Annotated in this window: 23 protein-coding genes; 12 read left to right on the top strand and 11 right to left on the bottom strand. The window is 59.6% G+C overall.

Annotated features, from left to right (window positions below; genetic code table 11):
* Positions 1-712: 712 nt before the first annotated feature.
* The 4 genes from cmk (at position 713) to FJU08_RS04690 (ending at position 5,545) form a co-directional block, all read left to right on the top strand.
* Positions 713-1,351, top strand: coding sequence for a (d)CMP kinase (gene cmk, locus FJU08_RS04705; protein WP_141147823.1), 639 nt, complete (start codon positions 713-715; stop codon positions 1,349-1,351).
* Positions 1,352-1,534: 183 nt separating this feature from the next.
* Entirely contained in the window at positions 1,535-3,244 is a 1,710-nt protein-coding gene (gene rpsA / locus FJU08_RS04700) for a 30S ribosomal protein S1 (RefSeq protein ID WP_141147822.1), read from the top strand.
* A 137-nt stretch (positions 3,245-3,381) separates the two neighbouring features.
* Positions 3,382-5,109, top strand: coding sequence for a S1 family peptidase (locus FJU08_RS04695; protein WP_181409748.1), 1,728 nt, complete (start codon positions 3,382-3,384; stop codon positions 5,107-5,109).
* Between the two features lie 85 nt (positions 5,110-5,194).
* Positions 5,195-5,545, top strand: a complete 351-nt coding sequence (locus FJU08_RS04690; protein ID WP_210245186.1) for a DUF6665 family protein — start codon at positions 5,195-5,197, stop codon at positions 5,543-5,545.
* 99 nt (positions 5,546-5,644) lie between these two features.
* On the opposite strand, the gene FJU08_RS04685 is transcribed toward FJU08_RS04690, so the two are convergent.
* Positions 5,645-5,818 carry a YdcH family protein gene (locus FJU08_RS04685; protein ID WP_141147820.1) on the bottom strand — a complete coding sequence of 58 codons (174 nt, stop codon included), beginning with the start codon at positions 5,816-5,818 and terminating at the stop codon, positions 5,645-5,647.
* A gap of 259 nt (positions 5,819-6,077) precedes the next feature.
* On the opposite strand from FJU08_RS04685, the gene purE reads away from it, so the two are divergent.
* The 4 genes from purE (at position 6,078) to FJU08_RS04665 (ending at position 8,552) form a co-directional block, all read left to right on the top strand.
* A complete protein-coding gene (gene purE, locus FJU08_RS04680; protein WP_141147819.1) occupies positions 6,078-6,581 on the top strand; it encodes a 5-(carboxyamino)imidazole ribonucleotide mutase in 504 nt (167 codons plus the stop codon).
* A 3-nt stretch (positions 6,582-6,584) separates the two neighbouring features.
* Entirely contained in the window at positions 6,585-7,649 is a 1,065-nt protein-coding gene (locus FJU08_RS04675) for a 5-(carboxyamino)imidazole ribonucleotide synthase (RefSeq protein ID WP_141147818.1), read from the top strand.
* A 123-nt stretch (positions 7,650-7,772) separates the two neighbouring features.
* Positions 7,773-7,898, top strand: coding sequence for a type B 50S ribosomal protein L36 (ykgO, locus tag FJU08_RS04670; protein ID WP_141147817.1), 126 nt, complete (start codon positions 7,773-7,775; stop codon positions 7,896-7,898).
* 57 nt (positions 7,899-7,955) lie between these two features.
* Positions 7,956-8,552, top strand: coding sequence for a tetratricopeptide repeat protein (locus FJU08_RS04665; protein WP_141147816.1), 597 nt, complete (start codon positions 7,956-7,958; stop codon positions 8,550-8,552).
* A gap of 84 nt (positions 8,553-8,636) precedes the next feature.
* On the opposite strand, the gene cydX is transcribed toward FJU08_RS04665, so the two are convergent.
* The 6 genes from cydX to FJU08_RS04635 form a co-directional block, all read right to left on the bottom strand.
* A complete protein-coding gene (gene cydX / locus FJU08_RS04660) occupies positions 8,637-8,747 on the bottom strand; it encodes a cytochrome bd-I oxidase subunit CydX (RefSeq protein ID WP_141147815.1) in 111 nt (36 codons plus the stop codon).
* Between the two features lie 60 nt (positions 8,748-8,807).
* Positions 8,808-9,962: a cytochrome d ubiquinol oxidase subunit II gene (cydB, locus tag FJU08_RS04655; RefSeq protein ID WP_141147814.1), complete on the bottom strand. Its 1,155-nt coding sequence runs from the start codon at positions 9,960-9,962 to the stop codon at positions 8,808-8,810.
* A 6-nt stretch (positions 9,963-9,968) separates the two neighbouring features.
* A complete protein-coding gene (locus FJU08_RS04650; protein ID WP_141147813.1) occupies positions 9,969-11,561 on the bottom strand; it encodes a cytochrome ubiquinol oxidase subunit I in 1,593 nt (530 codons plus the stop codon).
* Positions 11,562-11,650: 89 nt separating this feature from the next.
* On the bottom strand, positions 11,651-13,351 hold the full coding sequence (gene cydC, locus FJU08_RS04645) for a thiol reductant ABC exporter subunit CydC (protein ID WP_141147812.1): 1,701 nt from the start codon (positions 13,349-13,351) through the stop codon (positions 11,651-11,653).
* Positions 13,348-15,126, bottom strand: a complete 1,779-nt coding sequence (cydD, locus tag FJU08_RS04640; RefSeq protein ID WP_141147811.1) for a thiol reductant ABC exporter subunit CydD — start codon at positions 15,124-15,126, stop codon at positions 13,348-13,350. Before cydD ends, cydC begins: the two co-directional genes overlap by 4 nt.
* 3 nt (positions 15,127-15,129) lie before the next feature.
* A complete protein-coding gene (locus tag FJU08_RS04635; protein ID WP_141147810.1) occupies positions 15,130-15,708 on the bottom strand; it encodes a GbsR/MarR family transcriptional regulator in 579 nt (192 codons plus the stop codon).
* Between the two features lie 358 nt (positions 15,709-16,066).
* Here FJU08_RS04635 and FJU08_RS04630 point away from each other — a divergent pair, with 358 nt between their 5' ends.
* Positions 16,067-17,575 carry an acetyl-CoA hydrolase/transferase family protein gene (locus tag FJU08_RS04630; RefSeq protein WP_141147809.1) on the top strand — a complete coding sequence of 503 codons (1,509 nt, stop codon included), beginning with the start codon at positions 16,067-16,069 and terminating at the stop codon, positions 17,573-17,575.
* 292 nt (positions 17,576-17,867) lie between these two features.
* On the opposite strand, the gene FJU08_RS04625 is transcribed toward FJU08_RS04630, so the two are convergent.
* Positions 17,868-19,046 (bottom strand): MFS transporter, encoded by a 1,179-nt coding sequence (locus FJU08_RS04625; protein ID WP_141147808.1) that lies wholly within the window; start codon positions 19,044-19,046, stop codon positions 17,868-17,870.
* Between the two features lie 29 nt (positions 19,047-19,075).
* Positions 19,076-19,420, bottom strand: coding sequence for an ArsR/SmtB family transcription factor (locus FJU08_RS04620; protein WP_141147807.1), 345 nt, complete (start codon positions 19,418-19,420; stop codon positions 19,076-19,078).
* 181 nt (positions 19,421-19,601) lie between these two features.
* Here FJU08_RS04620 and trxC point away from each other — a divergent pair, with 181 nt between their 5' ends.
* Entirely contained in the window at positions 19,602-20,027 is a 426-nt protein-coding gene (trxC, locus tag FJU08_RS04615; RefSeq protein WP_141147806.1) for a thioredoxin TrxC, read from the top strand.
* A gap of 71 nt (positions 20,028-20,098) precedes the next feature.
* Here trxC and FJU08_RS04610 read toward each other — a convergent pair whose 3' ends face one another.
* Positions 20,099-20,863 (bottom strand): LamB/YcsF family protein, encoded by a 765-nt coding sequence (locus tag FJU08_RS04610; protein ID WP_141147805.1) that lies wholly within the window; start codon positions 20,861-20,863, stop codon positions 20,099-20,101.
* A gap of 386 nt (positions 20,864-21,249) precedes the next feature.
* Between FJU08_RS04610 and FJU08_RS04605 the strand changes: the two genes are divergently transcribed.
* Both FJU08_RS04605 and pyrC read left to right on the top strand, forming a co-directional pair.
* Positions 21,250-21,771 carry a nucleoside/nucleotide kinase family protein gene (locus tag FJU08_RS04605; RefSeq protein WP_407943685.1) on the top strand — a complete coding sequence of 174 codons (522 nt, stop codon included), beginning with the start codon at positions 21,250-21,252 and terminating at the stop codon, positions 21,769-21,771.
* A gap of 83 nt (positions 21,772-21,854) precedes the next feature.
* Complete coding sequence (pyrC, locus tag FJU08_RS04600) at positions 21,855-22,895, top strand: dihydroorotase (RefSeq protein ID WP_141147803.1); 1,041 nt, start codon at positions 21,855-21,857, stop codon at positions 22,893-22,895.
* A 3-nt stretch (positions 22,896-22,898) separates the two neighbouring features.
* On the opposite strand, the gene FJU08_RS04595 is transcribed toward pyrC, so the two are convergent.
* Complete coding sequence (locus FJU08_RS04595) at positions 22,899-24,461, bottom strand: FGGY-family carbohydrate kinase (protein ID WP_141147802.1); 1,563 nt, start codon at positions 24,459-24,461, stop codon at positions 22,899-22,901.
* Positions 24,462-24,472: the final 11 nt, after the last annotated feature.

Below are 24,472 nucleotides of genomic sequence, written 5' to 3'. Positions count from 1 at the left end.
CTTGATGTATCGCAAATTTATTTCATGAAAATGCAGACTAGCATATTAAAAAATGCTGCAATGCATCATTTGCATATCCATCTCTCTGCCGTGCTGGTGTTGCGATCAGCAAACTGCCGACAGGACGCGCGGGTATCTCACTCGATGCAGCGCGTCTCGGCGCTTGAGGGGCAGAGCGGAGCGGACCAGATCTTGTGTCCGGAAAGCCAGGCTTCGCGATGATCTGTCTGCGCTGCAATGCCAGGTGGCGGAAAAATTGCGGCAGAAGAATATCGAAAAACGCGACGGGCAACGCCGCCAGGCTGCTGATAAACCTCGCCTCCTTTTCCGACGTCATGCCTGCGCTTGGTTCACAGGCATCCAGCCGACGCGCGTCCGCGCGGCGAAAGAACTTTCTATTCAATGCCTTATGAATCTGGATCCCCGTGGACCAAGCACGGGGACGACGACGGAGGGAGGAGCTTCTCCACCTCAAACATGCAGTCTGAATGACTTTGTCAGCAGTCTGGTGACGGGCACCGTCGTGAAGCCTTTCAATGTAAATTGCGCCTGCGCCACGTGTAGGACGGCTAAGTTGAGGGGACCTCGGCCAGGGGCGCCATGCTTCTTGCCTGCCGATCAGCCTCTTTTTCCCGATCGGGCGGCGGCGATGATTGAAAAAGGCCGATCATTTCCCTAACTAGTCGGCAGTTGCAGAAGAAAAGAGAGTGGCATGGGTTTCGTGATCGCCATAGACGGGCCGGCTGCAGCCGGCAAAGGGACACTTGCCCGCAAGCTTGCCGGTTACTACGGCTTTGATCATCTCGATACGGGCCTGACCTATCGCGCAACCGCCCATGCCCTGCTTTCAGCCGGCCTGCCGCTCGATGACGAGGCCATCGCCGCTGATATGGCCGGCAAGGTCGATCTGTCCCGGCTCGATCGCGATCTCCTGTCGGCTCATGCGATTGGCGAGGCGGCTTCCAGGGTGGCTGTGATGCCGGCAGTGCGACAGGCTCTTGTTCTGGCGCAGCAGAAATTCGCGACGCGTGAGCCGGGCGCTGTACTGGACGGGCGCGATATTGGCACGGTTGTCTGCCCTGATGCGCCGGTTAAGCTATATGTCACTGCGGATGCTGATGTTCGCGCACGCCGTCGCTTTGACGAGATCGTCGCTGGCGGCGGGCAGGCTGATTTTGATGTGATCCTGGAGGATGTACGCCGCCGTGACGAGCGGGACACATCGCGAAAGGACAGCCCCTTACGCCCGGCTGAAGATGCGTACTTGCTTGATACGTCCAAAATGGGTATAGAAGCCGCGTTTGCGGCAGCATGCGAGTATATCGAGGCTCGTCGTAAAGCATTTTTATGAGGATTGCGGGCGTTCCGCTTCCCGAAAACGGCCTTTCATTGCATCCAGGCGCCGGAATATTCTTGACCATATGGTCAGGAAATGGGTGCTGCGAAAGGCTCTGGTTCAACACCAGCCACCGGCGCATATGTGCACGTCCGCGCACCTGAAATCAGAGCGGAAACGGCACGATTAGGAGTTTTCATGACTGCACAGACCCCCACGCGGGACGATTTCGCCGCTCTGCTCGAGGAATCCTTTGCCGAGAACAATGATCTCGCAGAAGGCTATGTTGCCAAGGGCATTATCACGGCGATCGAAAAAGATGTTGCCATCATCGATGTTGGCCTCAAGGTTGAAGGCCGCGTTCCGCTTAAGGAGTTCGGCGCCCGTTCCAAGGACGGTGAGCTGAAGGTCGGCGATGAGGTCGAAGTCTATGTCGAGCGCATCGAAAACGCGCTTGGCGAAGCTGTTCTGTCGCGCGAAAAGGCTCGCCGCGAAGAAGCTTGGGTCAAGCTCGAAGCCAAGTTCGAAGCTGGCGAGCGCGTTGAAGGCCTGATCTTCAACCAGGTCAAGGGCGGCTTCACCGTCGATCTCGACGGCGCCATCGCTTTCCTGCCGCGCAGCCAGGTGGACATCCGTCCGATTCGCGACGTATCGCCCCTGATGCACACGCCGCAGCCCTTCGAAATCCTGAAGATGGACAAGCGTCGCGGCAACATCGTCGTTTCGCGTCGTACCGTTCTCGAAGAGAGCCGCGCCGAGCAGCGTTCGGAAATCGTCCAGAACCTTGAAGAAGGTCAGGTCGTTGAAGGCGTTGTCAAGAACATCACCGATTACGGTGCGTTCGTCGATCTCGGCGGCATCGATGGTCTGCTGCACGTCACCGACATGGCATGGCGTCGCGTCAACCATCCGACCGAACTTCTGTCGATCGGACAGCAGGTCAAGGTCCAGATCATCCGCATCAACCAGGAAACGCACCGCATTTCCCTGGGCATGAAGCAGCTGGAAGCCGACCCGTGGGATGGCATCTCGGCCAAGTATCCGGAAGGCAAGAAGATTTCCGGTACTGTCACGAACATCACCGATTACGGTGCATTCGTCGAGCTGGAGCCGGGCATCGAAGGCCTGATCCACATCTCGGAAATGTCCTGGACCAAGAAGAACGTACACCCCGGCAAGATCCTGTCCACCAGCCAGGAAGTCGAAGTTGTCGTGCTCGAAGTCGATCCGGCCAAGCGCCGTATTTCGCTCGGCCTCAAGCAGACGCTCGAAAATCCGTGGGAAGCCTTCTCCTTCTCGCATCCGGCCGGCACGGTCGTTGAAGGCGAGATCAAGAACAAGACCGAATTCGGTCTGTTCATCGGTCTGGAAGGCGATGTCGACGGCATGGTTCACCTGTCGGATCTCGACTGGAACCGTCCGGGCGAGCAGGTCATCGAGGAATATGCCAAGGGCGATGTCGTCAAGGCTGTTGTTCTCGACGTCGATATCGAGAAGGAGCGTATTTCGCTCGGCATCAAGCAGCTCGGCAAGGATTCGCTGACTGAAGCTGCCGCTTCCGGCGAACTGCGCAAGGGTGCAGTGGTTTCCTGCGAAATCACGGCAATCAACGACGGTGGTGTCGAGGTCAAGCTCGTCAACCACGAGGATATCATTTCCTTCATCCGTCGTTCGGACCTGGCCCGTGATCGTGACGAACAGCGCCCCGAGCGTTTCTCGGTCGGTCAGCTGGTCGATGCCCGCATCACCAACTTCTCCAAGAAGGACCGCAAGGTCATGCTTTCGATCAAGGCGCTGGAAATCGCCGAAGAGAAGGAAGCCGTGGCTCAGTTCGGTTCGTCTGACTCGGGCGCTTCGCTCGGCGACATTCTCGGCGCCGCTCTGAAGAACCGCGACGACGCAGAATAATCGTCACAGGCGATTGATCTTGAATAGCCGCCGGAGGGAAACCTCCGGCGGTTTTGTTTTGTCCGGATTGGCCGATCATGCTTGATTTTCATCGTCAAAGGGGTTCACAAGAAAAGCTTGGCTCAGGGATGTTTATCGTGCGGATTTTGTTTTTCATTCTGCTCATGACAGCGCTGCCCGCAGCGGCTGCGCCGGTCAATGGCATTCCGGCAGACCGCTGCGCTGTTGTGATCGCCTCCCGGTCCAGCATTGATGCGGTGGTCGACTATGTTCAAGACCATCCGCAATATCTCTATGATGCCGTCTATGCTTCGGCGAATGGCTGGTATGCCATCTCCTCCGGCCTTTTGCCCCGTCTTCAGGCCCCCGAGCTGCTGCAGCAGCAAAAGGCTGCAGGCCTGGTACCCTCCGATGCTTTCTGTTCGACCGGTGAGCGTCTGACAGACCGGATCTGGTCTTCTGACGCGCCTGCAGAGACACCGGGAGCGGCTGACCTGTTGATGGCGCCTTTCGACGCGCGGGCGTTTAACCGCAGCGAAAAGTGCTTTCTGCAGGCAGGGCTGGCGCTCGCCGGGGATTACACGGGGCAACTCGATTGCGCCTGGGGGAACGGGTCCCAGGCGGCGCTGGAGCGCTGGTCTGCCCGCAATTTCAGTGCTGAGCCTATCGCCCTGCATGCGGCCATGCTGGCTGTGCAGGCCTATGGAATTTTCAATGACGATGGCTGGACCGCGACCAGCATCGATCAATACGGCGTCTCACTTCAGCTGCCGAATGCCAAGATCCACGTCGTCAACAATGATGAGGCAGGGATCACGCTCGAGGACGATGCCGGAAGTCTGCGGGTCGTCCTGCAGAAGGACGGCCTGTCGCAAAGCGTTGCGATGCACGAAAAATTGCGAAAGGTTGTTTCCGCTAGCGACGCTTCACCTTACACGCTGCGCCGGGATGACCTGTGGGTCACATCAGGCAGGGCCGGCGATACCCGATTTTATCTGCGCAGCGATGTCGAAGGTGCCTTGGCACGAAATTTCCTGGTTATCGCTCCGGCCGAGGCTGTTTCTGATCGTGCCGCCCTGATCATTGCGAGCTATCGTGCCGGACCGCAACCCGATTTGCTGCCGCTTGAAACGGGTGTCCTGCTTGATCTCGTATCGGCAATGAATAGTTTGCTCCCGGACGATCCTGCCGCAGGTGATATCCCGCCAGAAACCGATATGGCCGGGCAAGCGGCCGGCGCTGGCAGCGCCGCGCGTTCCTCAGGCAGCGGCTTCTATGTCGATGAGGCAGGTGATGTGATGACCAATCATCATGTCGTCGACGCCTGCAGCAGCGTAACGGTGGACGGCAAACCCGCCGATATTCGCTTTGTCGATGAAGGGTTCGATCTTGCCCTGATCCGGCCACAGGCCGGGTTGTCACCGGATGCCGAGCCACTGGCCTTTTCCGATCAGCCGGTGCGGCTCAATGCTGATGTTACGGTTGCAGGCTATCCGTTGCATGGGCTGATCGATACGCTGAATGTGACACGCGGCTCGGTCTCGTCCCTCAAGGGGGTTGGCAATGATGCGACGCGATTGCAGATCACGGCACCTGTCCAGGCCGGAAATTCCGGTGGGCCGATTGTCGATCGCTATGGAGCGGTTGTGGGGGTCGTGGTCGCCAAGCTTGACGGTCTTTATGTCGCCGATACGACGGGCGATCTGCCGCAAAATGTCAATTTTGGCATAAGAGGCTCGATCGCGCAGATCTTTGCCAATGCCAATGGTATCAATCTGACCCATTCGACGACCGGTACGCCGCTTGCGCCCGAGGACCTCGCCGATCGGCTGCGACAGGCAACGGTGCTGGTCGAGTGCTATTGAGGCACTGACCGACAGTCATGGCTTTGACGGGGATGCGTCGACGCGGTAAAATCGCCCTCTGTCATGCGTTTCGAAAGGAAGCACCATGCCGAGGCTCACATCAATGAAATCGGATCGTCCCGATGCCGTAGAACGCCAGTTCAACGCCTTCTCGGAAGAGCTTCTGAAAGAGACCGCAGAAGCGCTCGGCCGGCTCGGCCGCGATCTTGAACAGGCGCTTGCGGCGCTGAAGCGGCACGACAATACGCCCGGCTCCAATCTTGATCGCGATGCATTGGTCCAGAATGCTGCCGACAAGGCCTTTGCACTGTTCATCCAGCGCGACTATCTCGGCCTGAAGTCGGACCACCATCTGACAGCAACCTATGACATTCCAAAAGAGGTGATGCTGAAGGTCGGCGTCATCGAGAAGAAGAAAAAGGCTGACGATATCTGACGCTTCAGCGCGCTTCGCCTGGCTTCGACAGCGCAGAAAAAAGCCTCCCGCCACAATCAATCAGGTGTGCCGGGAGGCTCTTTCCAATATGTGTGTGGGTCAGTTCGATGCAGTCTGTGCCCGCGTCATCTCATCTTTAAGCTGAAGTTTACGGCGCTTGAGTGCGGAGATTTCCTCGTCATTGCTGGAAGGGGATGTCATTACGTGACGTAATTTCTTCTCGAGATCGGCATGCTTTTCTTCGAGAGAGGCGATGTGAGTCTGAACAGTCATCTTTCACGTCCTTCCTTCGTTATTCCATCCTTCTGGATGGTCTCCTTGGTCATCAATTTGCAATATTAGTCTGACACAAGAAAAGGTCGTTGTCGAAGGCGGAATTGTGATTCCGGAGGCAATTTTCGGGCATTTTGCCGCTGGCTTTCCTCATTCAGGCTTTGGTGATATGGCGTCTTCTGGTATCGGAAGATACATAAGCTGTTCGGTACAAACATATGGTGCCGCTATCATCAACTCTGCCTGAAGACGGAAGCCGATGACCGAGATTGATACACCGCCTGTTGCCATCATCATGGGGTCCCAGTCCGACTGGGACACGATGAAGAACGCCGCCGATATGCTGGAAATCCTCGGTATTGGCTATGAGGCCCGCATTGTCTCGGCCCATCGCACGCCGGAACGGCTTTATGCCTTTGCCAGCGGGGCGCGGGCGGAAGGCTTTCGGGTGATCATCGCCGGTGCGGGCGGTGCCGCCCATCTGCCGGGCATGGCGGCGGCTCTGACGCCGCTGCCGGTCTTCGGTGTGCCGGTGCAGTCGCGCGCGCTTTCCGGTCAGGACAGCCTGTTGTCGATCGTTCAGATGCCCGCCGGCATTCCGGTCGGTACGCTGGCCATCGGTCGTGCCGGTGCGGTCAATGCGGCACTTCTGGCTGCAGCCGTATTGGCGCTGTCTGATCCGGAGATCGCGCTTAGGCTTGACGAATACAGGGCCCGCCAGAGCGAGGCGGTCGCCGAATATCCCATTGATGAGGACGAATAGAAAATGAGAACCATTGGCATCGTCGGCGGCGGGCAGCTTGGCCGTATGCTGGCCATGGCTGCTGCCCGCCTGTCGATCCGCACTGTTATCCTGGAGCCTGATCCGGATTGCCCGGCCGCCCAGGTCGCCAATCAGCATATTGTCGCCGCCTATGACGACGAAGCGGGCCTTTCGGCGATGGCGGATGCGTGCGATATCATCACCTATGAATTCGAGAATGTGCCGGAACGCACGGCAACGCGGCTTGCTGCCCGCCGGCCGGTCTATCCGCCGGCCCGTGCTCTGTCGGTCTCCCAGGACCGGTTGACGGAGAAGCGCTTTCTCAATGAATGCGGCATCGTCACAGCCGGTTTTGTTGCTGTTGACACGCTGGACGATCTGAAGTCCGCGCTTGAAAAATTCGGCGGGCGCGGTGTGCTGAAAACCCGTCGCTTCGGCTATGACGGCAAAGGTCAGTGGGTCTTTACCGGCGAGAATAATGATCCGGAAGGCGCCTTTGCCGCACTTGCCGGCCAGCCGGCGATTTTTGAACAATGGATCGCCTTTGAGCGTGAGGTTTCGGTGATCGCAGCGCGTGGTGCCGACGGCGCGGTTGTCTGCTTTGATGTGGCGGAAAACGTCCACCGCGATGGGATCTTGAGAACCTCGACCGTGCCGGCTGCAATCGCGCCAGCCGTTGCGGAAGATGCCGTGTCGGCGGCCGGGCGGCTGCTTGGTGCGCTCGGCTATGTCGGGGTCGCGGGTATCGAATTCTTCGTGACCTCCGATCAGCAGTTGATTGCCAATGAATTTGCCCCGCGTGTGCATAATTCCGGTCACTGGAGCGAGGCGGCATGCGTCATCTCGCAGTTTGATCAGCATATCCGTGCCGTGTGCGGCCTGCCGCTGATCGATCCGGCGCGCCATAGCGATTGCGTCATGCATAATCTGATCGGCGACGATATGCTGGATATTGCCCGGTGGATGAAGACCCCTGGCGCCTATGTCCATCTTTATGGCAAGGCAGAAAGACGTCCCGGGCGGAAAATGGGCCATGTAACCGTGCTGCAGCCACCTCTCGGCAGTTGACTCGGCTGCCTTCTTTCGCTATGCACACCACCACGAGCAAGCGCGCCGACCTGGCGCGCTTTTGATATGAAACGGACCGCCTTGTGAGAAGTCGAGCGCGGTTAAATTACGCGGATCGAAAAAATGAAGATCAAGAATTCGCTCAAAGCGCTGAAGGCCCGCCATCGCGAAAACCGTCTGGTTCGCCGCAAGGGTCGTGTTTACATCATCAACAAGCTGAACCCGCGCTTCAAGGCTCGTCAGGGCTGATTGTCCGGTTCCAGCATTTGCTTTGATTTTTCGTCATGACGGGATATGATTCCCGTCATGCGTTTTTCTGTGCTCCCATTTCTGGCATTTATCCTGCTCTCCGGCACGGCAAGTTTTGCCGCGGAGGTGGTGGCTCAATCTGGCCAGCAAGCCGTCCTGGCGGATGAAAGCGAGGACGGATCGCTTGATCTGTTGTTCTCTTCGCTGAAGAAGACCCGTGACGCCGACGAGGCCGCCACGATTGCCGCCCGGATTGACGAAGACCTCGATTATTCTGACAGCGCCACGATCCGACTGCTGATCGCCTGGTCGGACGATGCCAGAAACCAGCAGCATCCTGCCGCAGCGCTGGACTTCCTGAGCGAGGCCATTGCGCTTGATCCTGAAGATCCCGCTGGCCGCCGCAAGCGCGCGCAGCTTCATTATGCCGATCACAATTACCACAAAAGCATGGACGATCTGCAGGCCGTACTGGCGCTGGAGCCGCGCGATATCGGCTCTATGGCGCTGATGGCGACGATCCTTGAACAATCTGGCCGAACGGAGCAGGCGCTTTCCGTCTGGCGGCACTATCTGGATATCTATCCGGCCGACCGCAAGGTTGCGGCCCATGTCGACGCCGAAGATGAGAAGCTCGCGGGCAAGCGGATCTGATTTGTTTTGCTTCCGATAGCAAAAAGCCGGAACGGTTTCCCGTTCCGGCTTTTCCTGTGTCCGCAATGAACTGGATCGGGCGGATCAGCCCTTTTTCTGCTTCGCGGCGTCATCCATCATTTCATACCACATGGCGTTGAGCACGGCGAAGAGTGCTGCCAGCGGAAGGCCGAGGACCCAGGCGAAATACCACATAGTCAATTCTCCTTGTTCGTTGGAGGGGGAGGGGCCGCGCGGGCGGCCCGCATCCGTCGATCAATAGGCGTGGCCGCCTTCCTTGTTGATGTCCTTGGGCGTCACCTTACCCCACATGATGTGGTAGACCCAGCTGGTGTAGGCGATGATGATCGGAACAAAGATCACCGAGCAGACCAGCATGATGAAGAGGGTCAGGTGGCTGGATGACGAATCCCATACCGTCAGGCTGCTGGTCGGATGTTCCGACGAGGGCAGGATGAAGGGGAACATGGCAACGCCGGGCGTGGCAACAATGCCGAAGACCGAGAGCGACGAGGACAGCATGCCGAAGATTTCCTTCTTCGACTTGAAGCCGATGATCGCACCGATGGCACCAAGGAAGCCGAGCACGGGGGCCAGGATCATCCACGGATACTTGCCGTAGTTGGTGAACCAGGCACCCTTTTCGCGGACAACTTCGCTCATCAGCGGGTTGGACGGCCCGGCAGGATCTGCAGCAGCCGTGAAGGCGTAGCCATCAATGCCATAATAGAGCCAGACGCCAGCGATGGCGAACAGAACGATCAGCAAGACGCCAGCGATGGCACCATAGCCGCGGGCGCGCTCTGCAACGGGGCCGTCGGACTTCAGGGTCAGCCAGGAGGCGCCGTGCATGACGAGCATGGCGACGCAGACCAGACCGGTCAGAAGCGCGAAGGGGTTCAAAAGGCCGAAGAACGAGCCGTCATAAAAGACCCTGAGCGAATCGTCAAAGCGGAAGGGAACGCCCTGCAGGGTGTTGCCAAGCGCAACGCCGATGATCAGCGTCGGCACGAAACCGCCGATGAACAGCAGCCAGTCCCAGGTGTTGCGCCAAGCGGCACTTTCGCGCTTGGAGCGATATTTGAAACCGACCGGGCGCAGGATGAGCGCGAACAGGATCGCGAACATGGCCAGATAGAAGCCGGAGAAGGACACGGCGTAGATCAGCGGCCATGCGGCGAAGATGGCGCCGCCGCCGAGGATGAGCCAGACCTGATTGCCTTCCCAGACCGGACCGATCGTGTTGATGACAATGCGCCTTTCGACGTCATTGCGGCCGACGAAAGGCAACAGCGTTGCCGTGCCAAGATCGAAGCCGTCCATGATCGCATAGCCGATCAGCAGAACGCCGAGCAGTAGCCACCAGATGATGCGGAGGACTTCGTAGGAGATAAGATCGTGCAATACCATGATTTTTTACTCCGCAGGTGCCGCGTTGCTCTTGATCTGGCCGATACCGAGCATCGGCATTTCAGGACCGTGATCGGGCTGCGGACCCTTGCGGATGCCCGCGAGCATCAGGCCCATTTCGACGATGAAGAGGATGGTGTAGATGGCGGCAAAGCCGATAATGGTGAGAAGCACCGTCGAAGCGCCAAGGCTGGAGACAGCGGCGGCGGTCGGAAGAACGCCTTCGATGATCCAGGGTTGACGTCCGAATTCCGCGACGATCCAGCCGCATTCAATGGCAATCCACGGCAGCGGAATGATCAGCACGGCCAGCTTCAGCAGCCAGGGATAGGTGTCCAGACGGCGGCGAGCCGACAGATAGAAGAATACCAGCATGACGGCGATGAAGCCGAAGCCGCACGCAACCATGATGCGGAATGTCCAGAACAGCGTCGGTACATTCGGAACCAGGCTGTTGGCTGCCATGGTGATCTGTTCGGGCGTCGCATCGCGCGGATCGTCAACCCAGCGCTTCAGCAGATAGGCGTAGCCGAGATCATTGCCGTATTTCTCAAGCGTGGCCTGATCCGTCGGATCTGCCGTGCCACTGGCCATGCCCTCACGAACCTTAACCAGCGCATCATAGGCGAGAATGCCGTTCTCAACCTGGGTCTTGCCCTGATCGACAAGCTGGTTGATACCCTCGATCGGCGTATCAAGCGAACGGGTTCCGATCAGTCCCATGACCCACGGAATGCGCACGGCAAAGTGGGTTTCACGATCCTTCATGTCGGGCACGCCGAACAGGGTGAAGGAAGCAGGTGCCGGTTCGGTGTTCCACATCGATTCGATTGCTGCCAGCTTCATCTTCTGATGTTCGGTGGTCAGGTAACCGCTTTCGTCACCGAGAACGACGACGGACAGCGACGCGGCCAGACCGAAGGAACAGGCAACCGTCATGGACCGTTTGGCCAGTTCGACGTTGCGTCCCTTGAGAATATACCAGGCCGAAACGCCAAGAACGAAGACCGAAGCACAGACATAGCCGGCTGAAACGGTGTGGACGAACTTGGCCTGCGCGACGGGATTGGTCAGAACCTGGAAGAAGTTCGTGACCTCCATGCGCATCGTCGCCGGGTTGAATGCGGAGCCAACCGGGTTCTGCATCCAGCCATTGGCGATCAGGATCCACAATGCGGACAGGTTGGAGCCGATGGCCACGCACCAGGCGGTGATCAAATGGGCAACCTTGGACATTCGGTCCCAGCCAAAGAAGAACAGGCCGACAAAGGTCGCTTCCAGGAAGAAGGCCATCAAGCCCTCAATCGCCAGCGGTGCACCGAAAATGTCACCGACATAGTGGCTGTAATAGCTCCAGTTCATGCCGAACTGGAATTCCATCACGATACCGGTCGACACGCCCAGCACGAAATTGATGCCAAACAGCGTTCCCCAGAATTTGGTCATCTGCCGCCAGATGGGGCGGCCCGACATGACGTAGACCGTTTCCATGATCGCCACGATCATGGAAAGGCCCAGCGTCAACGGCACAAACAAAAAGTGGTATAGCGCCGTCATAGCAAATTGAAGGCGCGATAGCGCCACGATATCCAGTTCCATTGCGTCTCTCCCGCTTTCAAACCGGGTCAGGTTTTACAGGCTTCGCCCCCTCGAGCGGAGCCGGAGCTCATGTGATCAAAGAGACCGGACTAGTCCGGTCTCAGGGTGGCAAGGGTCACCTGAAAGGCGTCCTCACCGCGTCTGGGGCTTGCGATAATCCGCCCCGAAGATATCAGCATCAGCCGGTCAGCCATTTCGGCTTCGCGGCGGATATGGGTGGCAATCACGACCGTACGGTCGCTGCCGGCCCGGCTCAACAGCCGGGTCATGACGTCGCGCGCTGTCGGCCCGTCAAGGCCTTCGGTCGGCTCATCCAGGAGCCAGACCGGGGTGTCGCGCAAAATGAGACGGGCGAGCGCCAGGCGCCGGGCCTGACCGCCGGAAAGCCCGAGGCCGCTCTCGCCGAGTTCGGTATCAAGACCCAGCGGCAGGGCGCGGATCGTTTCGCCAAGGCCTGCAGCATCAAGCGCATCCATCAGTGTGGCATCGCCAGCCTTCGGGGCTGCAAGCTTGAGATTAGCGCGCAGCGTGTCGCGGAACAGCTCGGTGCGCTGGGTCAGAAGGGTCGTGGGAAGGGCACAGACCAAGCCTTCTTCAGCGATGGTTTCACCGGCAAAAAGGGCCATCAGCGAAGATTTTCCCGCCCCGCTTGCGCCGATCAGGGCGATCTTTTCGCCGCAGGTAATTTCCAGCGATATACCGGAAACGGCGGGTTTGCGGCGACCGTCATAGCGCTGGGTCACGGTTTCAAGCGCTAGCGCCACGCCATCGCGGGGTGTTGCCGGGTGGTTGGCAGGTTCTCCGGCTGCCTCGAAGCGAGGGCCGAGCCGCCGGGCTGATAAAAGCGTGCGGCCAAGCTCCAAGGCGCCGCGCCTCAGCGCTGCGAAGGGCTCCATCGCGGCAAACGCCACCAGCAGCGCCAGGGCTGCCAGCGGCGCGGTGATGGTGCCCGCTTCTGCAAGGCCGGCACCGGCAATCAGTACGCCGGCGAGAATGAGGGCTGTGACGATGTCAAAGCCCATGCCGGTATTGGTTTCGATGGCATTGAGGGCAAGATCGCTGTCACGCTCACGCCGGTCGGCATCGGCGACCATGCGTTTCTGGTTATGAAGACGTCCGGCAAGGGCAAGTTCGCTCTGTCCGGCAACGAGATCAACGGCGCGGGCGCGCAATGCTTCTTGTGCATGGGCGCGGCGGCGGGCGGGCTTTTCAGCTGTTTTGGCCGCCAGAAGCGGCAGCGCAAGACCAGGCAGAACAATCGCAGCGGCAACGCCAAGGCCGAGCGGCCAGGACAGGATACCCAGCACGATCAGCGTCACGAGGCCAGTCAGGAGAGCAACCGAGCCGGGTACGAGAACGCGCAGATAGAGCGAATCAAGTGCATCGACATCGGCCGTCAAGCGAAACAGAAGCCGGGCAGGGCGGAAGGCAAGCGCGCGGGCAGCGCCCGGCACGGCAAAGCCGCGAAACAGCCTCACCCGAAGCCCGGCCAGAACCCGCAGGGTCGAATCATGGGTTTGCAGCCGCTCGAAATAGCGCGCTGCCGTGCGCGACAATGCGAGGAAACGGATGGCGGCAGAGGGGGCAAAGACATCGAAGGCGAGGGCCGTCGTTGCCGAGAGCCCGGCAATACCGGTGGCCGTGACGAACCATCCAGACACGCCGAGAAGGGCAATGCCTGCCAGAACCGTGGCCGCGGCCAGTGCAACACCTGCAAGCAGCCCGAACCGGCGTTCGCTCAGGAACAGCCGGATGACCGGGCCGAGCGGTTTTAATCCCCCCCGTCTCATGGGCGCCCCCTCATGTTCATCCCGTCAAGGATGATGACACGATCCATGCGATCTGCAAGGACCGGATCATGGGTTGCGATCACCATGGTACGGCCAACGGCGAAGGTCAGCAGCGCTTCGGTGATTTCAGCGGCGGTTGCACGATCAAGATGGGCGGTCGGCTCGTCGGCGAGGACAAGCCCGGTATGATGGTTGGCCGCAGCGCGTGCCAGCGTCAGGCGAAGCCCTTCACCTCCGGAAAGCCCGGCGCCGTTCTCGCCGATCAGCGCGTGGCCATGCGCCTCGGCCGTGGTGTCCAGACGGGCAAGCGTCAGCGCCTGTCGGATGGCATCGACACCAATCTCGTGCCGGCCAAGCCGGATATTGGCGGCAATCGAACCGGCAAAAAGATGCGGCGTCTGACCGATCCAGGCAATGCGGCGGCGCAGGGCTCCGGCCGTATCGGCGTTCAGGGTCTGGTCATCAATCACGACACAGCCCCTGGCTGGTTCCGCAAGGCCGGCAATCAGTGACAGAAGGGTCGACTTTCCGCTGCCCGAGGGACCCAGTATTGCCACATGTTCGCCTTCGGCGACCGAGAGGGAAAAGTCTTCGAAAACCGGGTTCGATGCACCGGCATGGGTGAAGCCAAGATGGCGGACGAGGAGATGGGCAGGCTGCGCGGGCCGCGGGACGGCCGCCGGTTCGTCCGCAGCAGCGTCATCGACTATCTTCAGGCCGCTTTCGGCCAGCCGGTCGAGCGCTTCAAGGGCTGCAACACCGGAGGCGCGGTCATGCCAGACGGCTGAGAGCATGCGCAGCGGATCAAAAAAGGCTGGCGCCAGCAACAGGATGAACAGGCCTTCGGCAAGCGTGAGCCTGTCGCCCCAGGCACCAAAGCCGATCTCGCCAAGCAGATGGAAGCCGATATAGGCGGCCGCCATGGCAACGCCCAGTGCTGAGAAAAGCTCCAGCACGGCCGAGGTCAGAAAGGCCACTTTCAGCACAGCCATGGTGCGGATACGAAGGCTTTCGGCGCGCACGCGCAGCCGGTTGGAGACCATGTCGACCGCATCAAAGGCGCGGATTGTCGCAAGGCCGCGCAGCCGGTCGAGCAGAAAGGCATTGAGCGTGCCCATATCGGCGAGGTGCTTTTCGGAGGCCGACTGGGCACTGTAACCGATCAGCGCCATGAAAACGGGGATCAACGGTGCGGCAAGCAGGAGCACAAGACCGGCGATCCAGGAAAAGGGAAAAATCACCGCCAGTATGACCAGCGGCACGATCGAGGCCTTCTTGCGGGCCGTCTGGAAGCGGGCGAGATAGGGTACGATATGTTCGGCTTGCTCAGCGAGAATGCTGGCAGCCTCGCCGGAAGGCGCGCGGGCGGTATCAAGCGGCGAGCGGGCGGCAATCGCGGCAATCGCGGCATCGCGCTTTTCGCTCAAAATGGTTCGGGCGGCGCGATAGGCAAGCCTGGCGCCCTGACGTTCCAGCAAGGCTTTGACAAGACCGAGCATCAGCACGATGGCCGCCATGGGCGCCACATCGGCGACCGGCTGGCCGCGTGCAATCATGCCAATACCATTGGCAAGGCAGGCGGCCTGCGGCACCCACATCAGTTCGGCCAGCGTTTGCAGCCAGGCAGCAGCGGACAGGCGGCGGCTTGTCGGCGTGGATGGAGCCTTTTCACGCTGGCGCCGGGACCTGCGCGGCTTTTCATCCGCCGCCTTGGCAAGGCCGGCCGGCAGATCAAGCGTCACGGCACCGCTATCGGGGGAAACACGCTGGTCCATCGCTCAGGCCACCTTGCCCTTTTCACCCTTGGGCGGCTTTCCAAGCGTCATGATCCTGTCCTTGGTTTCGAGCAGTTTCGTGACCTTGGAGCCAAGCGTGAGCAACGTCTTCAGCCGCTCTGTCTCAAGCGTCTTGATATCGTCATACCAGCCGGTGAGCTGTTCGATCAGGGCGTGCATTTCATGCATACGGGTCTGGGCATAACTGTCGGCCTCATCTTCCGGCTCGCGCTGCAATATGTCGCGCAGAACGGACAGCGTGGGGTCGATCTCGCGGCGCTTGCGCTCCTCGGCAAGAATTCTGAGGATGGCCCAGACATCTTCCGGCGTGGTGAAATAGTCGCGGCGATCGCCCGGCACATGGCGCAGGTTCAACAGCCCCCAGGACTGCAGCTCTTTCAGGCCCATGGAAACATTGGAGCGCGACATCTTCAGCGCCTCGACAATGCCATCGGCGCAGACCGGTTCCGGCGCGATGTAGAGAAGGGCATAGATCTGCCCGACCGTGCGGCTGATCCCCCAACGGCTTCCCATCTCTCCGAAATGTAGGACAAAGTCCTGCGCCATCGGCGACAAAATCATATCCGGTCCTGTCAAATCTGGAATTTCAGTAATTTCTGAAAACCTTGTACTGCGGCAAATGATATGTTGCAAGGGCGTTCCTGCCGGCCATCAAAATGCGCAATCGCTTCCCCCTAATCTTTAAAGGCTTTAGCAGAGCGCTTCCGCAGGCCATTTGATTTATGTCATGCCGCCACGAAAAGGCCCGACTCGACTTTGGTCGTGGTTGTGATTTTGCTGCAGCGCTGTGAAAACTGGCTTTTGATATTTTTGCCGCCAAGGCCCGACGTCTCACGCCTGCCTTTTTGCGGCGTCCCACCTTCATGGTCCCGACCTTCTTCGGGAAGCCAGTCTTGAGAAATAAGGGAGGAGTTCCGGTTTGGAACAGAGAGTGCGGAATGCGAGCCTTCGCGACAAGATTGTCAGCGCCAGCGATGCGGCTGCGCTGATCACGGATGGTATGGTGGTCGGCATGAGCGGGTTCACCCGCGCGGGCGAGGCCATGGCGGTGCCCATGGCGCTGGCCGAGCGTGCCAGGACCGAGCCTTTTCGTATCACGCTGATGACCGGCGCCTCGCTTGGCAATGATCTCGACAAGACGCTGGCCGAGGCACATGTGCTGTCGCGCCGCATGCCCTTCCAGGTTGATTCGGTCCTGCGTGGCGAAATCAATTCCGGTGAGGTGATGTTCATCGACCAGCATCTGTCGCAGACGGTGGAACTGCTGCGCACCCGCCAGATTGCGCCGGTCAACGTGGCCGTCATCGAGGCGGTTGCCGTGCTGGAACATGGCGGCATCGTACCGACGACCTCGGTCGGTAATTCCGCAAGCTTCGCCATTCTGGCTGACAAGGTGATTGTCGAGGTCAATACCCATCACCCGCTTTCGCTGATCGGCCTGCATGATGTCTTCATCCCGGCGCAGCGGCCCTCGCGCAGCCCCATTCCGGTTGTTTCGCCGGAAAGCCGGGTCGGCCTGCCCTATATTCCGATCCCGCCGGAAAAGATTGCTGCCATCGTCGTCACCGAGAAGCAGGACAGTGCCGCCAAGGTACAGCCGCCGGATGAGGGCACGCGCGCCATTGCCGGCCATCTGATGGAATTCCTCGAACATGAGGTCAAAATGGGCCGGCTCACCAATTCGCTGCTGCCATTGCAGGCCGGCATTGGTGCGATTGCCAATGCGGTGATGAACGGCTTTCTCGATTCGCCCTTCGAGAATCTGAAAATGTATTCGGAAGTCTTGCAGGATTCGACCTTCGACCTTTTCGATGCCGGCAAGCTCTCCTTTGCCTCTGGCTCGTCGATCACGCTTTCGACGCCGATGTATCGCAAGGTCTTTGCCGATCTTGATCGTTACAAGTCACGGCTGATCCTGCGGCCGCAGGAGGTGTCGAACCATCCCGAAGTGGTGCGCCGTCTCGGCACGATCGGCATCAACACGGCGCTGGAATTCGATATTTACGGCAATGTGAATTCAACTCATGTCGGCGGCACGCATATGATGAACGGGATTGGCGGTTCGGGTGATTTTGCCCGCAACGGCTACGCCTCGATCTTTGTCACCAAGGCGCTGGCCAAGGGCGGCGCGGTGTCATCGGTTGTGCCGATGGTCTCGCATGTTGATCACAGCGAGCATGATGTCGGTATCGTCGTTACCGATGTCGGGCTCGCCGATCTGCGCGGTCTGGCACCGCGCGAGCGGGCGCGCACGATTATTGCCAATTGCGTTGACCCGCTCTATCGCGATGCGCTGAATGACTATTTCCAGCGGGCCTGTCGTCTTGGCGGCCACACGCCGCATATCATGGAAGAGGCCTTCGACTGGCACATCAATCTGAAGCGCCACGGTTCGATGCTGCCGGGGCTTTCGGTGGCGGCCGAATAATCGATGCGACGCCGGTTTTACCGGCGATGACGAGGCCCGGCGTTCCGGGTCTTCGGATTGCTGACAAGACACGCCCGCTTTTTCTGACGTCATGCCTGTGCTTGGTCCACAGGCATCCAGCCGCCGTGAGTCTGCACGGCGAAAGGCACTTATAATCCAATGCTATAAAGAAGCTGGATCCCCGTGACGAGCACGGGGATGACGACGGGGGCGCGGCTATTCCGCCCCAAGCTGGCAATCTGAACGACTTTGTCAACAGTCTGGAGGCCCGGCGTTCCGGGCCTCTGTCGTATCAGGCGGCTGCTTTGCGGCGGGAGACGGCGAGGGCGGTGAAGATGACCGCTGTGGTTGGCAGGACCAGCCAGTTCATCAGGTTCCAGCCACCGTCAAGATTGACCAGACCGCCGGCGAGGAAAGAAGCCATCGCAACCGAACCGAAGATCAGGAAATCGTTGAGGCCCTGAACCTTGCCACGTTCTTCTGCCGTATGGCATTCGGTGATCATGGCGGTGGCGCCGATAAAGCCGAAATTCCATCCAACGCCGAGGAAGATCAGTGCGATCCAGAAATGCGCCAGCCCCAGGCCCGAAAGGGCAGAGACGGCACAGAGCGCCAGCAGGACGAGGCCTGTCATGGCAATCTTTTCCTTGCCAAAGCGGGAAATCAGCCGCCCGGTGAAGAAGCTCGGGCCGAACATGGCCAGCACGTGCCACTGAATGCCAAGCGCTGCCTCGCCGACGGAATGGCCGCAGGCGACCATGGCCAGCGGTGCAGCCGTCATCACAAATGCCATCAGCGCGTAGGAGACCACGCCTGTAGCAACCGCCATGATGAAGCGCGGGCTACGGGCGATTTGTGAAAGCGGACGCCCGCCGGACATGCCCTTCGGCCCGGGCGTTGCGGGTTTCGGGAAGCGTAGCCTGAGAATGACGAGAAGTGTCAGCAGCGCCAGCACGGACTGACCGATGAAGCCGCCGGCATAGGGAATGCCGGGCAGGGCGTTGCGGGTCCAGATCACCACCTGCGGACCGATAATGGCGGCGGCAAGACCGCCGATCATGACCCGGGAAATTGCGGTCGCCTTCATGCCGTCGGCGACGGTGTCAGCGGCGGCAAAGCGGAAGCTCTGCACATATGCATTATAAAGGCCGGCGGCGATGGTGCCGAGGCAGAAGAGCCAGAAGGCCGATATCACGATACCGGATGCGGCGATGAGGCCGCCCATCATGCCGATCAGTGTACCGAAAGTGTAGCCGAGCCTGCGGCCGTAGCGGCGCATGATGAAGGCAGCCGGCAAAGTGCCGGCGGCAACCCCGAGATTGTAGAGACTGACCGGCAGCGTCGCCAGCGCCGCATCCGGCGCGATCAGCTGGCCGACAATGCCGCCGAGCGAGATGACGATCGTCGGTCCGGCACCCCCCAGGGACTGGGCAAGCGTGAGGGTATTCATGTTGCGCCTTGAGGCGTCCATGGGGCAGCTTTCTGGAAAGGGCGGCAGGATTATTCAGTCGCCGAGGAGAGATCGTCGTTCACACAGGTGAAATCGGTGGCGCAGAAGGTCTTGTAAAGCGCTGTCACGATGTCACGCGCTGGTTCGCTGTCGATCCGGTACCAGATCGTCTGGCCGTCGCGACGCCCGGAGATGAGCTTGTCGCGGCGCAGGAGCGCCAGATGCTGGGAAACCGTACTGTCGCGTATGCCGAGGAAATCGGCAAGCTGTCCGACCGAGCGTTCGCCGTCGATCAGCTGGCAGAGAATAAGCAGGCGATGCCGATTGCCGAGCGCTTTGAGCAGCTCGCAGGCTTCATTCGCCGCATCTAGCATATCTTCGCTTTTAATTTTCATTCTTGCGTATTTACGTTTATTTGCATATATTGTCAATGCGATAAGCGTCATTAGTACCGGATGCTTTGATGATCGGCAATGATTGCGGCTTCATTTTGCTGCGATGCAACCGGTTTGTCGTCTTAGTGGAGGATGTGTCATGCAGGATAGCCAGGATCAAGGGGTTCGGGATCAAAACAGAATGACCGAAATCGTCTGCAGCCAGTGCGGTGCGGTCAATCGAGTTCCCGCCACGCGCAATGCTGGTGAAGCCCGTTGCGGCAAATGCGCAGAAGCTCTGTTTTCCGCCCATCCGGCCGATGTGGATGCACAGATGTTTTCCCGTCAGATCCAGCGTTCGGGCGTTCCGGTGCTGGTCGATGTCTGGGCACCCTGGTGTGGCCCCTGCCGCATGATGGCGCCGCAATTTGCCGAAGCAGCGAAGACACTGGAACCCGGTATCCGCCTGATCAAGCTGAACTCGGACAATGAGCAGGCGCTTTCCGGCCAGCTGGGTATTCGCGGCATTCCCACCATGCTGCTCTATTCCGGCGGACGCGAGGTGGCGCGCACATCCGGCGCCATGTCTGCCTCGCAGATCATTGCCTGGGTGCGTCAGGCGCTTTAAAGCTTTGTGCATCCATGCGGATGCACAAGGCACGATGCGGAGCGGAGAGGCTGAGGAAAAACGCGCCGCCGTCAGTGAATGAAATTGGCGACGGCAAAACCGTTCTTTTCCAGCTTGTTGCGGACGGTCTGGGCGATCAGCAATGCTTCCGGGGTATCGGAGTGGACGCAGACGGATCCCATCGGCGTTTCGATCCGCTTGCCGGATACAGTGATGATGGCGCCATCCGAGACCATGGCGACCACCCGGTCGCCGGCTTCTTCCGGGTCGTGGATGAGGGCGCCCTTCTGACCGCGCGGTACGAGGAAGCCGTCATCGGAATAGGCGCGGTCAGCAAAGATTTCCGGCACCACGGTCAGGCCCATTTCTTCGCCGATCCGGGCCTGATGGCCAAGCGCAATCGCAAGGCAGATCAGTGCGGGATCAACCGCCTTGATGGCATTGTTGAGCGCGCGCGCCACCGCCTTGTCCTGCTGGGCAAGATTGCCAAGCGCGCCATGCGCCTTCACATGGGTGATCGGGTGACCGACATAATCCGACATCGCCTGGGCAGCGCCGATCTGATAGGCGACCATGCGTTCGATCTCGCCGATCGAATAGGGGATGTGGCGTCGGCCGAAACCCATGAGATCGGGAAATCCCGGATGGGCGCCAACGGCGACATTGCGGTCGCGTGCAATCGCAAAGGTCTGAGCCATGATATTCGGATCGCCGGCATGAAATCCGCAGGCGATATTGGCCGAGGATACAATCTTGAGCATGGCGGCATCATCGCCTTTGTCCCAGGCACCGAAACTTTCGCCCATGTCACTGTTGATATCGATCCGCTGGCGCATCTGGACCTCCCGCAAGTCTTGTTGGTCATATTGGGTTTTTGCTTCAGTTTACGGGGAGGATTATCCACACCTCAACGATTTTCTTGCTATAAGCTTCCCGTTCACGGAATAGCATTTCGGCGCGTTATGCGTTGAGAACATAGAAAAACAAGGCGAAAACCGTGATTCAGGGGCGCGTATGTCAACGCAATCAATTGAGAAATATGAGTTCTTACAAATGGGGGTAAGAAAATGTTGCATCGTAATGGCTTGGCCAGAATTGCTGTACGCCAATGAATACGGCGGTAGAGATATTGGCGGAAAAGATAGTCGCCGCGTCAAAAACGGTCGGTAACCGGCGTCTCGTCATTGGCATTGCCGGTCCGCCCGGTTCCGGTAAATCAACCATGGCTGCCGCGCTTGTTGCCGCATTGAAAGAGCAGCAACGCCCTGCCGTGCTTTTGTCCATGAACGGCTTTTATCTGGCAAACCAGCTTCTGGAAGAGAAGGGGCTTCTTTTCAGAAAAGGTGTGCCGGAAAGCTTCGACCGCTTCGGCTTTGCGTCCATGCTCAAAGCTGTCCGGCAGGATCAGCACGAGGTTTTCGTGCCAGCCTTCGACAGCGAGCATGATCTGGCGATTGCCGCTGCACTTTCGATCGCACCGGAAGACCGGATCGTGATCCTTGAGGGCAGCTATCTGCTGCTGGATGAGCCGGGCTGGCGTGAAATACGGCACATGCTCGATATAACGGCCTTTCTGGCACCACCGCTGGGCGTTCTTCAGGAGCGACTTGTAAAGCGCTGGCGGGGTTACGGTCTTGATGCCGAGACTGCTGAAAAGCGGGTGCAGGAAAATGATCTGGCCAATGCCACGCGCATTCTGGAGCATCGCCTGCGGGCAAGCCTGGTCTTTGACGCGATGGACTGATCGCGGCCAGCGAGGCGATTGCCTCGATAGGCCAGCCAATGCTATGGCGGTGGCGAGAAAAACGCCGAAAGGAAGCCGCCGCCATGGATCGCCTGATACTCCGCCGCCCCGATGACTGGCATCTGCACCTGCGCGATGGTGCGATGATGGAAGGTGTGATCGGTGATACCAGCCGCCATTTTGCCCGCGCCATCATCATGCCCAATCTGGTGCCGCCGGTGGTGACGGCCGCCGATGCGGTGGCCTATCGCGAGCGCATTCAAAAGGCTATTCCGGACGGCGACAGCTTCAAGCCGCTGATGACGCTCTACCTGACGGAAAGCACCGATCCGGCAGATGTTGCAGCAGCCTATGAGAGCGGGCTGATTACTGCGGTGAAGCTTTATCCCGCTGGCGCGACCACCAATTCGCAGAGTGGCGTGCGCAATTTTGAAAATGCCATGCCGGTTCTGGAGAAGATGGCGGAGATCGGCCTTAATCTCTGTGTCCATGGCGAGGTTACATCGGCGGATGTCGATATCTTCGATCGTGAGGCCGTCTTCATCGAGACCGTGCTTGATCCGTTGCGCAGCCGTCTGCCGGAACTGAAGGTCACGATGGAACATGTGACGACGAAAGACGGCATCGACTATATTTCTGCGGCGGAAAAGAACCTTGCCGGTTCGCTGACGACCCATCATCTGATCATCAACCGCAATGATATTCTCGTCGGCGGTATTCATCCGCATTATTACTGCCTGCCGGTCGCCAAGCGTGAAAATCACCGTCAGGCATTGGTCGCAGCGGCGGTTTCGGGCGATCCGCGCTTCTTCCTCGGAACCGATTCCGCCCCGCATGTGGATCCGGCCAAGGAATGCGGCTGCGGCTGTGCCGGTATCTATACCGCGCCCAATACGATGAGCTGCCTTGCCCATGTCTTCGAAAATGAAGCTGCACTGGACAGGCTGGAAGCCTTTGTCTCGCTCAACGGGCCAGCCTGGTATGGTCTTAAGCCCAATGACGAGACGATCACGATGGTCAAGCGATCTGAACCCGTTGCCTTTCCGGCAAAGATTGCGACCGGGGCTGGCAGCGTCACGGTTTTCGATCCGAAGTTCCCGCTTTTCTGGGATGTCGAGGCTTAACGATCAGATCGTGCGCAGCTGTGCCTGACAGGCCTGAAGGATGAGCAGACGCTGCATGTCGCGTTCATAGAGGCGGCTGCGGACAGGGTCGGGCGTAACCGTCATCTCGCTTGCCTGCATCGCGGCTGCCGCTGCCTTCAGTCCCGGATGAAGACCGGCAGCGGAAGCGGCATTGATCGCCGAACCCAGCAGAACGGCATCCTTTTCTCGGGCAAGGACAAGTTTTCTGCCGGTCACGTCGGGGTAGATTTCGCGCAATAACGGGTTGCGGGCATGGCCGCCGGCGAGAAACAGCGTGTCGGTGGCAAGGCCCGCCTCAGCCATCACGTTGATCACCTGTTTCAGGCCGAGCGCAATGGCCACCAGCGCCCGGAAATAAAGCCGGCAGAGCCCGTCGAAGGATCTGTCGAGCGTCAGTCCTGCGATCATGCCCGTCATGGCGGGATCGGCAAAGGGCGAGCGGTTGCCGTGGAAATCCGGCAGGATATCGATGCCGGCAGCAAAGCTGTCACCTTCGGTCGCCCGCAATGCTGCGATCCGGGCAATCACCCGGTCATGCAGGGCCTCGCTTGCGGTGCCGCCGGCGCTTGAGGCTTCGAGCAGGTGGTTGAGCAGGCCGCCGGTCGCCGACTGACCTGCCTCCACCAGATAGGCGCCGTCATAAAGGGCGGAAAAGAACGGCCCCCACAGGCTTTTGCCGTGGCAGGGCACTGCCGATTGGCCGACAAGGCAGCTGGAGGTGCCGCCGATCAGGGCCAGTGGCGAAGGTTTGCCCGGTTCCGGTGGCGGCAAAACGCCGAGCGCACCCGCATAGGCGTCGACCATACCTGGTGCCACGATCACTGTCTGATCAAGTCCAAGGTCACATGCAGCCTGCGCAGTCAGTGTGCCGGCTGGCGAGCCGACGGCCAGGGGCGGGCGGTCAAGCCCGTCACGTTCCGGCAGGTCTTTAAGACCGACGGTTTTGAGGAAATCAGATGCCCAGCCCGATGGCGTCTCCGGCCGATAGGTCCATTTCGATGCGAGTGTCGAGATTGAACGCCGCGCGCTGCCGGTGGCGCGAAACGTCAGAAAATCGGCGAGATCGAAGACATTGCCGCCCTTTGACAGAAGATCAGGCCGGTTCCGCCGCGCCCACATCAGTTTCGGAATCTGCATCTCCGGTGACATGACATCGCCGATATGGGACAAGAGGTCATGGCCCGTTGCCGTGCATTCGAAAGCCTCGGAACTTGCCCGATGGTCGAACCAGGCAATGGTATCGAAGCCAGGACGTGACAGGGAAGCAGGCGCAGCCTCTGCGGGCTGAAAGACAAGCGAGCAGGTGGCGCCGAAGGCGATTGCGGCAATGTCCGTGACGTCGGTTTTTGCCTCGGCCCTGACGGCCCTGACCGTTGTCGCCACGGCTTGCCAGATGTTTTGCGAGGCATATTCACCGCGCCGGGCTGAAGCGCGGGCAAGATCGAGCGGATGCACGCTGCGCGCTTTCATGTAGCCGTCGCTATCAAAAAGGCCAGCACGAACGCTTGCCGTGCCAACATCGACGGCAATCACAAATCTGCGCATTGCTGCTTCCC

The sequence above is a fragment of the Martelella alba genome (assembly GCF_006516955.1).
In the GTDB taxonomy this organism is placed as follows: Bacteria; Pseudomonadota; Alphaproteobacteria; order Rhizobiales; family Rhizobiaceae; genus Martelella; species Martelella alba.
This window is presented reverse-complemented; position numbering and strand designations above follow the sequence as displayed.

What these genes read in the sequence shown, in the direction of transcription:
- FJU08_RS04685 (WP_141147820.1), bottom strand. Translation starts at nt 5,818, where the DNA reads ATGACTGTTCAGACTCACATCGCCTCTCTCGAAGAAAAGCATGCCGAT.
- FJU08_RS04605 (WP_407943685.1), top strand. Translation starts at nt 21,250, where the DNA reads ATGGCTGCCGCGCTTGTTGCCGCATTGAAAGAGCAGCAACGCCCTGCC.
- FJU08_RS04635 (WP_141147810.1), bottom strand. Translation starts at nt 15,708, where the DNA reads ATGATTTTGTCGCCGATGGCGCAGGACTTTGTCCTACATTTCGGAGAG.
- rpsA (WP_141147822.1), top strand. Translation starts at nt 1,535, where the DNA reads ATGACTGCACAGACCCCCACGCGGGACGATTTCGCCGCTCTGCTCGAG.
- FJU08_RS04650 (WP_141147813.1), bottom strand. Translation starts at nt 11,561, where the DNA reads ATGGAACTGGATATCGTGGCGCTATCGCGCCTTCAATTTGCTATGACG.
- ykgO (WP_141147817.1), top strand. Translation starts at nt 7,773, where the DNA reads ATGAAGATCAAGAATTCGCTCAAAGCGCTGAAGGCCCGCCATCGCGAA.
- pyrC (WP_141147803.1), top strand. Translation starts at nt 21,855, where the DNA reads ATGGATCGCCTGATACTCCGCCGCCCCGATGACTGGCATCTGCACCTG.
- cmk (WP_141147823.1), top strand. Translation starts at nt 713, where the DNA reads ATGGGTTTCGTGATCGCCATAGACGGGCCGGCTGCAGCCGGCAAAGGG.
- FJU08_RS04665 (WP_141147816.1), top strand. Translation starts at nt 7,956, where the DNA reads ATGCGTTTTTCTGTGCTCCCATTTCTGGCATTTATCCTGCTCTCCGGC.
- FJU08_RS04620 (WP_141147807.1), bottom strand. Translation starts at nt 19,420, where the DNA reads ATGAAAATTAAAAGCGAAGATATGCTAGATGCGGCGAATGAAGCCTGC.
- FJU08_RS04595 (WP_141147802.1), bottom strand. Translation starts at nt 24,461, where the DNA reads ATGCGCAGATTTGTGATTGCCGTCGATGTTGGCACGGCAAGCGTTCGT.
- cydC (WP_141147812.1), bottom strand. Translation starts at nt 13,351, where the DNA reads ATGAGACGGGGGGGATTAAAACCGCTCGGCCCGGTCATCCGGCTGTTC.
- cydB (WP_141147814.1), bottom strand. Translation starts at nt 9,962, where the DNA reads ATGGTATTGCACGATCTTATCTCCTACGAAGTCCTCCGCATCATCTGG.
- FJU08_RS04690 (WP_210245186.1), top strand. Translation starts at nt 5,195, where the DNA reads ATGCCGAGGCTCACATCAATGAAATCGGATCGTCCCGATGCCGTAGAA.
- FJU08_RS04675 (WP_141147818.1), top strand. Translation starts at nt 6,585, where the DNA reads ATGAGAACCATTGGCATCGTCGGCGGCGGGCAGCTTGGCCGTATGCTG.
- purE (WP_141147819.1), top strand. Translation starts at nt 6,078, where the DNA reads ATGACCGAGATTGATACACCGCCTGTTGCCATCATCATGGGGTCCCAG.
- cydX (WP_141147815.1), bottom strand. Translation starts at nt 8,747, where the DNA reads ATGTGGTATTTCGCCTGGGTCCTCGGCCTTCCGCTGGCAGCACTCTTC.
- FJU08_RS04625 (WP_141147808.1), bottom strand. Translation starts at nt 19,046, where the DNA reads ATGGACGCCTCAAGGCGCAACATGAATACCCTCACGCTTGCCCAGTCC.
- trxC (WP_141147806.1), top strand. Translation starts at nt 19,602, where the DNA reads ATGACCGAAATCGTCTGCAGCCAGTGCGGTGCGGTCAATCGAGTTCCC.
- FJU08_RS04610 (WP_141147805.1), bottom strand. Translation starts at nt 20,863, where the DNA reads ATGCGCCAGCGGATCGATATCAACAGTGACATGGGCGAAAGTTTCGGT.
- cydD (WP_141147811.1), bottom strand. Translation starts at nt 15,126, where the DNA reads ATGGACCAGCGTGTTTCCCCCGATAGCGGTGCCGTGACGCTTGATCTG.